This is a genomic window from Kitasatospora sp. NPDC093558, assembly GCF_040683475.1.
Lineage (GTDB): Bacteria > Actinomycetota > Actinomycetes > Streptomycetales > Streptomycetaceae > Kitasatospora.
The window spans coordinates 1-7,609 of the sequence record NZ_JBFBDY010000194.1 but is presented as its reverse complement, the minus strand read 5'-3'; the positions used below and the strand labels follow the sequence as shown (position 1 = coordinate 7,609).

At 71.3% G+C, this 7,609-nt stretch carries 10 protein-coding genes; 5 read left to right on the top strand and 5 right to left on the bottom strand.

Features of this window, described 5'->3' with window-relative positions; genetic code table 11:
- The first annotated feature begins 150 nt into the window (after positions 1 to 150).
- The 4 genes from AB0O00_RS19470 to AB0O00_RS19455 all read left to right on the top strand — a co-directional run bounded on the left by AB0O00_RS19470 (position 151) and on the right by AB0O00_RS19455 (position 3,549).
- Positions 151 to 357 carry an ATP-binding protein gene (locus tag AB0O00_RS19470; RefSeq protein ID WP_363653369.1) on the top strand — a complete coding sequence of 69 codons (207 nt, stop codon included), beginning with the start codon at positions 151 to 153 and terminating at the stop codon, positions 355 to 357.
- 667 nt (positions 358 to 1,024) lie between these two features.
- Positions 1,025 to 1,162, top strand: coding sequence for a hypothetical protein (locus AB0O00_RS19465; RefSeq protein WP_363653367.1), 138 nt, complete (start codon positions 1,025 to 1,027; stop codon positions 1,160 to 1,162).
- The gene (locus AB0O00_RS19460; protein ID WP_363653365.1) at positions 1,159 to 2,337 is read left to right on the top strand and encodes a methyltransferase domain-containing protein; all 1,179 of its coding nucleotides are present in this window, start codon (positions 1,159 to 1,161) and stop codon (positions 2,335 to 2,337) included. Before AB0O00_RS19465 ends, AB0O00_RS19460 begins: the two co-directional genes overlap by 4 nt.
- Before the next feature lie 96 nt (positions 2,338 to 2,433).
- Complete coding sequence (locus AB0O00_RS19455) at positions 2,434 to 3,549, top strand: methyltransferase domain-containing protein (RefSeq protein WP_363653363.1); 1,116 nt, start codon at positions 2,434 to 2,436, stop codon at positions 3,547 to 3,549.
- On the opposite strand, the gene AB0O00_RS19450 is transcribed toward AB0O00_RS19455, so the two are convergent.
- Positions 3,485 to 3,958: a MarR family winged helix-turn-helix transcriptional regulator gene (locus tag AB0O00_RS19450; RefSeq protein WP_363653362.1), complete on the bottom strand. Its 474-nt coding sequence runs from the start codon at positions 3,956 to 3,958 to the stop codon at positions 3,485 to 3,487. The genes AB0O00_RS19455 and AB0O00_RS19450 overlap by 65 nt on opposite strands.
- Positions 3,955 to 4,803 carry an NAD(P)H-binding protein gene (locus AB0O00_RS19445; RefSeq protein WP_363653360.1) on the bottom strand — a complete coding sequence of 283 codons (849 nt, stop codon included), beginning with the start codon at positions 4,801 to 4,803 and terminating at the stop codon, positions 3,955 to 3,957. Before AB0O00_RS19445 ends, AB0O00_RS19450 begins: the two co-directional genes overlap by 4 nt.
- 124 nt (positions 4,804 to 4,927) lie before the next feature.
- Here AB0O00_RS19445 and AB0O00_RS19440 point away from each other — a divergent pair, with 124 nt between their 5' ends.
- On the top strand, positions 4,928 to 5,416 hold the full coding sequence (locus AB0O00_RS19440) for a MarR family transcriptional regulator (protein WP_363653358.1): 489 nt from the start codon (positions 4,928 to 4,930) through the stop codon (positions 5,414 to 5,416).
- Here AB0O00_RS19440 and AB0O00_RS19435 read toward each other — a convergent pair.
- The 3 genes from AB0O00_RS19435 to AB0O00_RS19425 form a co-directional block, all read right to left on the bottom strand.
- The gene (locus AB0O00_RS19435; RefSeq protein ID WP_363653356.1) at positions 5,409 to 5,825 is read right to left on the bottom strand and encodes a DUF2267 domain-containing protein; all 417 of its coding nucleotides are present in this window, start codon (positions 5,823 to 5,825) and stop codon (positions 5,409 to 5,411) included. The two genes, AB0O00_RS19440 and AB0O00_RS19435, sit on opposite strands and share 8 nt — an antisense overlap.
- Before the next feature lie 128 nt (positions 5,826 to 5,953).
- Entirely contained in the window at positions 5,954 to 6,787 is an 834-nt protein-coding gene (gene nadE / locus AB0O00_RS19430) for an ammonia-dependent NAD(+) synthetase (protein ID WP_363653354.1), read from the bottom strand.
- A gap of 112 nt (positions 6,788 to 6,899) precedes the next feature.
- Positions 6,900 to 7,511 (bottom strand): response regulator transcription factor, encoded by a 612-nt coding sequence (locus tag AB0O00_RS19425; RefSeq protein ID WP_363653352.1) that lies wholly within the window; start codon positions 7,509 to 7,511, stop codon positions 6,900 to 6,902.
- Between the last annotated feature and the right edge of the window lie 98 nt (positions 7,512 to 7,609).

Sequence of the window (7,609 nt, the reverse complement as noted above, 5' to 3'; positions counted from 1 at the left end):
TTGCGTTTGTGGCTTTTGGGGTTGGGGCTGCGGGGGGGGTTGTTTTTTAAAAGGGTCTGGGGGGGGGGTTCCCCCAAAATTAAGGCGGCGGCCGCTTTGCTCACCAGCGAGCTGGTGACCAACGCCGCGAAGACCGGGTGCCAATGCAGGATGACGGTCACCCTCTCGATCGTCGCCGACTCGGTGGTGCGGGTCTCGGTCCGGGACGGGTCGCGATCGCTTCCGGTGTTGATCCGGGCTTCGGACGATGACGAAGGCCACCGGGGACTCGGGCTCGTCCACCAACTGACCGGTGGGCGGTGGGGAGTCGCCGTCGAGCCGTTCGGCAAGGTCGTTCACGCCGACATCGGCCGGTGAGTGAGTCGCCATGCGATCGACGGACCGAGGCTGCGGACGACCACCATCAGGTCGATGGCATCCGGGTCTGGACCGCCTGCGCCGTGTCGGTGACGGCTCTGCTCCACCTTGCCGCTGTCATCTTCGCGCTGTCCACGCGCACACGCTGAACTCCCGCCCGTGCCGCTGTCGAAGCGGCACGGGCGGGTTCCCTCCACCCCGATCCGAGAGGAGCTCCGCCATGTCCACCCCGCCGCCTCAGCCGCCTCCGCCGAAGCCCGACAGGCAGCCGTCGCCCGGCCGCCGGACCGGTAGGAAGCCGGAGTTCATGCTCCATCCATCGATTACGAGGGAGAGTCCCATGGGCTGCGAAACCGACAGGAGCAGCGGTGGAAAGCACCAGGGGCAAGAAGGCCCCCGACACGAACAAGCACTCCTCGGACGGCTCGCAACCGCCTCCCACCCCGATGTATACCGTGTGCGCCCCGCCGCAACCGCGAACACCGAGTAGTACTACTGACTCCCGCTGTCCGGGGAAAAACGATATCTGGCAGCGGAGGCATCCCCGGGGACAGTCACGTGTCTCCGGGGAACTGCCGCCCGGCATGCCCTCTGGGACGCGCTAGGCGGCCAGGCAACACCCAGCGGGCACCCGCCCGTTGGCCTCATCGAGCTGGGAGGTATTGAGATGGGCAAGCGCGGAGGCGGCACCGGCGACGGCCAGCAGGACGACAGCAACAAGGGCGCCGGGCACGGCGGCGGCGGTTCGGACGAGGGCGGCAACACCTCCGACGGCCAGAACCCGGCGGGCGGCGGCGGCAAGTGACCAGCGAGACGCACAAGGAGGCAGGCCCCCAGGAGCTCGCCTCCGCGCTGGTGGCCGGCAGCGCGCTGACCTCGGACTGGCTCCCCTCCTTCACCGCCGTACCCCGTGAACTGTTCGTCCCGGAGCGCATCTGGCCGGGCATCGCGGACGGCAGTCGACAGAATCCGGCGGTCTACCGGTCGAGGGACCCCGACGCGTGGCGGAGGGCGGTCTACTCGGACATCCCGCTGACCACACAGTGGGACGACGGCAACCACGAGGGCGACGGACTCGGCACCACGCCGACCTCGTCCAACTCCATGCCGACCATGGTGGTTTCCATGCTCCGCGATCTGAACGTCCGTCCGGGTGACAGGGTGCTGGAGATCGGCACCGGGACGGGATGGAACGCCGGGCTCCTCGCCCACCGTCTCGGGGACCCCAACGTGGTGACGGTGGAGTTCGATCCCGAGGTGGCGCGAAGTGCCCGGGAGAACCTTCGTCGGGCCGGACTTGAGCCGACCGTGATCGAGGGTGACGGCCGGGACGGGTGGGCTGCGGGCTCTCCGTACGATCGAGTGATCGCCACGTGCTCCCTGCTGGACATCCCTCCGGCGTGGCTGGAGCAGACGGTCCCTGGCGGGGTGATCGTCGCGCCGTTCGGCACCGAGTACGGCGGCGAGCAGATCGTCCGGCTGACCGTCAGTGATGACGGGACCAGCGCGAGTGGCGGGTTCACGGGCGGGTCGGCGTTCATGCGGCTGCGCCAGCAGAGGACCGAACGACCCCCGTTCGACGAGTACTTGCACGGCATTGCCTGGCCGGCCGACGGGGTGAAGAGCACCACCACCCTGTCCCCGTGGGACACCGGCACCTGGTTCCAGCAGTTCGTCATCGGGCTGGGCGTACCGGGGGTGTTCTGGCGGGCGGAGCGCTACGAGAACGACGCGTACACGCTGTGGCTCTACAGCCGGGACAGGCAGTCGTTGGCGTCGGCCGACTACGAGCGGGACCGCACGGAGTACGAGGTGTACCAGTCCGGGCCGCGGCGTCTGTGGGACGAGGTGGAAGCCGCCTACCGCTGGTGGGCCGGCCAGGGCCGGCCTGGGAACGAGCGCTTCGGGCTGACGATCACCCCGCAGGGGCAGACGGCCTGGCTCGATTCCCCGGACAACCCGGTTCCGCAACACGGCTGAACACGGCGCCACGTACGCGCTGATCCCCCGCCCGTGCCGCTGGGCAAGCGGCACGGGCGGGGCGCTCCTTCGTACGATCGACAAGGACGAGAAGAAGTGACGGATTCCGTGCATCGCGGGCTGCTCCGCTCGATTGCGGACGCGCTCGGCGGGGCCGTTCCTCCGGAGTGGCGGGAGGCGATCAGAACAGTGCCGAGGCATCGGTTCCTTCCGGAGCGGATCTGGCTGGAAGACGGCGAGGGCGGCTACGCGGCCTGTGAGCTCCGGCAGGATCCCGACCGGTGGTTCACTGCGGCGTACTCCGATGTTCCCGTCGTGACGCAGGTCAACGATGGGGAGGAGCCGGATGATCCGGACGACCTCTGGCCGTCCTCCTCGGCCTCGGCGCCCTCGATCGTGGTCAGGATGTTGCGGGACCTCGATGTTCGGCCCGGCATGAACGTGCTGGAGATCGGGACCGGCACCGGGTGGAACGCCGCTTTGCTCGCGCATCGGCTCGGGGCTGGCCAGGTGGCGTCAGTGGAGGTCGATCAGGAGGTGGCCAGGCAGGCCTGCGCCTCCTTGAACGCAGCCGGCCTGAGCGTGGACGTCCTCTGCGGTGACGGGGCCCGTGGGTGGAGGCTCCGGCAGCCGTTCGACCGGATCGTCTCCACGTGTTCGGTGCGGCGGGTGCCTACAGCCTGGGTCGAGCAGACCTCGCCCGGCGGCCTCATCCTCACCCCCTGGGACAACCCCATGCTCTGTTGGGGACTGCTCAAGCTCACGGTCGGGGACGGTCAAGCCTGCGGGCGGTTCAGTCCGCACTCGGCCTTCATGCTAATGCGCGGGCAGCGCCGGGACCTGCGCATCTTCCGTGACGTCGTTCGCGACGACCATGTGCCCGATGAGTCCCGGGCCTCACTCGCGCCGAACTGCATGGACGACTGGGAGGCGCGCTTCGCGCTCGGGCTGAAACTCGGCGACGTCTGGACGGCCTGGGATCACACCCGGCTCTGGGTGGCGACCACGGACGCCCTCTCCTGGGCTGCCGTCGACCCCTACGAGGTCTGGCAGTACGGGCCCCGACGGCTCTGGGACGAGGTCGAGGCCGCGTACCGCTGGTGGGAGCAGCACGGCCGGCCGGGGCCGGAGCGCTTCGGGTTGACGGTCAACGGGCCCGACCAGTGGGTCTGGCTGGACCGGCCGACCGATCTGATCCGTGCGCTGCCGTAGGTTCCAAGTTGTGGGTCATCCGCTCCAGGACGCTCACCGCCGTGCGGTACTCGTCCAACGTGATTCCGGTGATGGCGAGTTCGCGGAATGCGGCGACCCGCCGATCGACGGTGGCGAGCCGTTCGCGGCCCGACGGCGTGAGGGCGAGGCGGCCGGGGGCCGGGCGAGTGGCCCAGCCGTCGGTGAGGACGGTGGTGATGGCCGCCGCCCGCGCCGGGGTGTCGGCGTTCGCGGCGAGGGCAGCGTGGATGTCCGTGTCGCGCGCCTCCGAGTTGTCCCGGACGACGTTGAGCACCTGCCACGCCGGCCGGGTGAGGCCGAAGTCGGCGAGCATGCCGTTCATGTGGGCGGTCAGGGCCTTGTCGGTGCGGCTGAGCCAGTAGCCGATGGGCTTCATGGTGCGGGTCACTCCCCCGGTGTGGTGAAGGCGGACGCGTTCTCGACGGCCCACTGGCGGAAGGTCCGGGCCGGGGTCCCGAGCAGGGTCTCGGTGGTGTCGGCGATCGCAGCAGGGCGGACGGAGGCCTCGGCCCAGAAGGCGAGCAGCGAGCCGACCAGTGGGGCGGGCATGAAGCGGCCCATCTGGTCCTCCGCCTCGGCACGGCTGATGGCCTTGACGGCGATGTCGCGGCCCAACACCTCCGACAGGACAGCCAGTTGCTCGCGGAAGGTCAACGCCTGCGCGCCCGTCAAGGTGACGACGTGGCCGCGCAGGGCGGTGCCGGTCAGCGCCTCGACCGCGACGTCGGCGATGTCCTCGGGGTGGATCGGGGCCAACGATGCCTCGGGGTAGGCGAGTTGGACCGGCAGGCCGTGGGCGATCGGGTGGGCCCACATGAACGCGTTGCTGGCGAAGGCGTCCGGGCGCAGGAAGGTGCTGGGCAAACCGCTTGCGGCGAGGGCGCGTTCGACGGCGAGGTTGTGCGAGCCGAGCGGGTCGGCCTCGGCGCCGGGGGCGAGGACGGACGACGACGACAGCAGCACGACGTGCTCGACGCCGGCCGTGCGGGCGGCCTCGATGAAGGCGTCGATGCCGGCGGGCTCGGGGTAGAGGAAGACCTGGCGCACGCCCGCGAGTGCGGCGGCGAAGGTCTCCGACTGGGAGAGGACGAGCGCGGCGGTGTCGACGCCGGCCGGGACGGACAGGTCGGCGGGCCGGGCGCTGGCGGCGCGGACCGGCAGGCCGGCGGCGTGCAGGCGGTCGAGGACGGCGCGGGCGACCTTGCCGCGGGCGCCGGTGACGAGGACGGTCATGAGTGGTTTCCCCCGGTGAATCCCAAAGCGCAGCTCCTTGCTGCGACACATATGCATGCTTACATGCATACAATTGAGAGTCAACATGTGCCTGCTGCTGCGCATGGACCTTAGGATGGGCGCCATGACGACGAACGAGCCGGACGACCGCACGGCCGAGGACCTCCTGAACGCCGTGGGACCGGCCTTCGGCAAGCTGCGCCGCACCTCGCTCCTGGAGGTCGAGAACCCCATCTCGGCCAAGGACCTCGGCCGCACCCTGGTCCTCAACCTCGTCGAGCAGCACACCCGCGACTCCGAGGCCGAGATCACCGTCGGCGCGGTCGCCGAACTCCTCGCCGTGGACCCGTCCGTCGCGAGCCGCATGGTCGGCGACAGCATCAAGGCCGGCTACCTGACCCGCGCCGCCTCCCAGCAGGACGGCCGCCGCACGGTCCTCCACCTCAGCCCGGCCGGCGCCGAGCTGATCGCCCGGCTGCGCCGCCACCAGCGCGACGCGTACGACTACATCACCGCCGACTGGGACGAGCGCGACCGGCTCGAATTCGCCCGGCTGATGCTCAAGTACGTCGACTCCCTCGACCGGCTCGCCGAGCGGAAGACCGCTAGGTAGCGCGCTTCGAGGGCAGCAGTTCGGCGATGTCGTGCGGGAGGACGGCGGCCAGCTTGTCCATCAGGTCCGGCGCGAGCGCCGCGTCCAGGACCTCCAGGACGGCGGCGGCCTCGCGGATGCCGCCGTCCTCGCCGGTGCCGGCCCGGCTGGCGACCCGTCCCGCGAAGACGGGCAGGCCGAAGCGCTCGCCCGAGGCGTGCGTGCGCCCCTCCTCGTCGGCTTCCCGGGCCGCCTCGCGCACGGAGGCGGCGAGCTCGGGCGGCAGCTGGGCGGCCACATGTGCGGCGAGCCCGGAGGGCAGGCGCTCACCGAGGGTGAGCAGGACGGCCTTGGTGGCGCGCTCGGCGGCGGCCCGGTCGGGGAGTCCGGTGAGATCCCGGACGGTGGCGATGATCTCGTCGTACTTCATGGCCGAGTCCCCTTCCGCCGGCGGGCGAGACCCTCTCTGTGAGGCTACGCCGCCGGGCCCGGGCCCGCCTCCAGGCAGGTACTACGAGAGGCAGGCGCTACGAAACACCGGCGCTACGAGAGCAGGCGCTACGAGGGCGTGACCGGCAGGCGGCGCTTGTGCTCGGTGCGCCGGTAGTGCCCGAGCACCGTACGGAACACCTCCTCACTCACCGGCCGCTCCTCCAGGAAGTCGTCCAGCGCGTCGTAGCCGACGCCGAGGGCGTCCTCGTCGGGCTTGCCCGGCGCGAGCGACTCCAGGTCGGCCGTCGGCACCTTGTGGACGAGCTCGGCCGGTGCGCCCAACAGTTCGGCGATCGCCCGTACCTGACGCTTCGTCAGACCGGACAGCGGCATGAGGTCGGCCGCGCCGTCGCCGAACTTGGTGAAGAAGCCGGTGACCGCCTCCGCCGCGTGGTCCGTGCCGATCACGACCCCGCCGGACGCGCCGGCGACGGCGTACTGGGCGATCATCCGCTGCCGGGCCTTGGTGTTGCCGCGGACGAAATCCTCGTGGGCACGGTCCCGGAAGGTCAGCCCGGCGGCCGCCAGGGCGTCCATCGCACCGTCGGTGGCGGGCTTGATGTCCACGGTGAGGACCTGGTCGGGCCGGATGAAGCCGAGCGCAAGCTGGGCGTCCGCCTCGTCCGCCTGCACGCCGTGGGGCAGCCGCATCGCGCAGAACGTGGCCTCGTGGCCCTCGGCGCGCAGCCGCTCGGCGGCGAGCTGGCACAGCCGTCCGGTGGTCGTGGAGTCGACGCCGCCGCTGATGCCGAGCACGAGCGTGCGCGCACCGGCCGCACGCACCTGCTCGACGAGGAAGGCGACCCGGCGCTCGGCCTCCTGCTCGGCGCTCGGGACGGCGGCGACGCTCAGGGCGCGGGCGATCTCCCGCTGGATCTCGGCGGGCGCGGGTTCGGACATGGTGGGGCTCCTCATCGACATCGGGCGTGCTTCCGGAGCCAGCATGATCCGTTGCAGTGGCGCGGCCAAGGGATTCGACCCCGATGGAATGCGGCTCACAAACGCGCGAGACTCACAGCCAGCCGCGCTCGTCCGCCACCCGCAGCGCCTCCAGCCGGTTGCGGCCGGCGGTCTTGGCGATCGCGGAGGAGAAGTAGTTGCGGACCGTCCCCTCCGACAGGTACAGCTTGGCGGCGATCTCGGCCACGTCCGCGCCCGAGCGGCAGGCGTTCAGGACGTCGCGCTCGCGGGCGGTGAGCGGGGAGGCGCCTGCGGCGAGGGTGGCGGCGGCCAGCTCCGGGTCCACGACCCGCTCCCCCGCGGCGACCCGGCGGATCGCGTCGGCCAGCACCTCGGCCGGCGCGTCCTTGACGACGAAGCCGACCGCGCCCGCCTCCATCGCGCGCCGCAGGTACCCGGCCCGCCCGAAGGTCGTGAGGATCACCACCCGGCAGTCCGGCACCTGCTGGGCGAGGACCGCGGCGGCGGCGAGGCCGTCCAGTCCCGGCATCTCGATGTCCAGGAGCGCCACGTCGGGCCGGTGTTCGCGGGCCGCGTCCACGACCTGGTCGCCGCGGCCCACGGCGGCGACCACGGTGAAGTCGTCCTCCAGGTCGAGCAGCGTGCGCAGGGCGGTGCGGACCAACTCCTGGTCCTCCGCGAGCAGGAGACGGATCGTCGTCATGAACTTCCTTCCCGGACTTCCCGGACGGGTGCGTGCGGCCGGCCGGGGACCGCGGGGACGGTGACCCGCAGCCGCCACCCGCGCGGGCCCAGCGGGCC

Bases quoted from the DNA above. Each gene is read 5' to 3' on its own strand.
- AB0O00_RS19470 (WP_363653369.1), top strand. From the start codon at position 151: ATGACGGTCACCCTCTCGATCGTCGCCGACTCGGTGGTGCGGGTCTCG.
- AB0O00_RS19465 (WP_363653367.1), top strand. From the start codon at position 1,025: ATGGGCAAGCGCGGAGGCGGCACCGGCGACGGCCAGCAGGACGACAGC.
- AB0O00_RS19445 (WP_363653360.1), bottom strand. From the start codon at position 4,803: ATGACCGTCCTCGTCACCGGCGCCCGCGGCAAGGTCGCCCGCGCCGTC.
- AB0O00_RS19440 (WP_363653358.1), top strand. From the start codon at position 4,928: ATGACGACGAACGAGCCGGACGACCGCACGGCCGAGGACCTCCTGAAC.
- AB0O00_RS19435 (WP_363653356.1), bottom strand. From the start codon at position 5,825: ATGAAGTACGACGAGATCATCGCCACCGTCCGGGATCTCACCGGACTC.
- nadE (WP_363653354.1), bottom strand. From the start codon at position 6,787: ATGTCCGAACCCGCGCCCGCCGAGATCCAGCGGGAGATCGCCCGCGCC.
- AB0O00_RS19425 (WP_363653352.1), bottom strand. From the start codon at position 7,511: ATGACGACGATCCGTCTCCTGCTCGCGGAGGACCAGGAGTTGGTCCGC.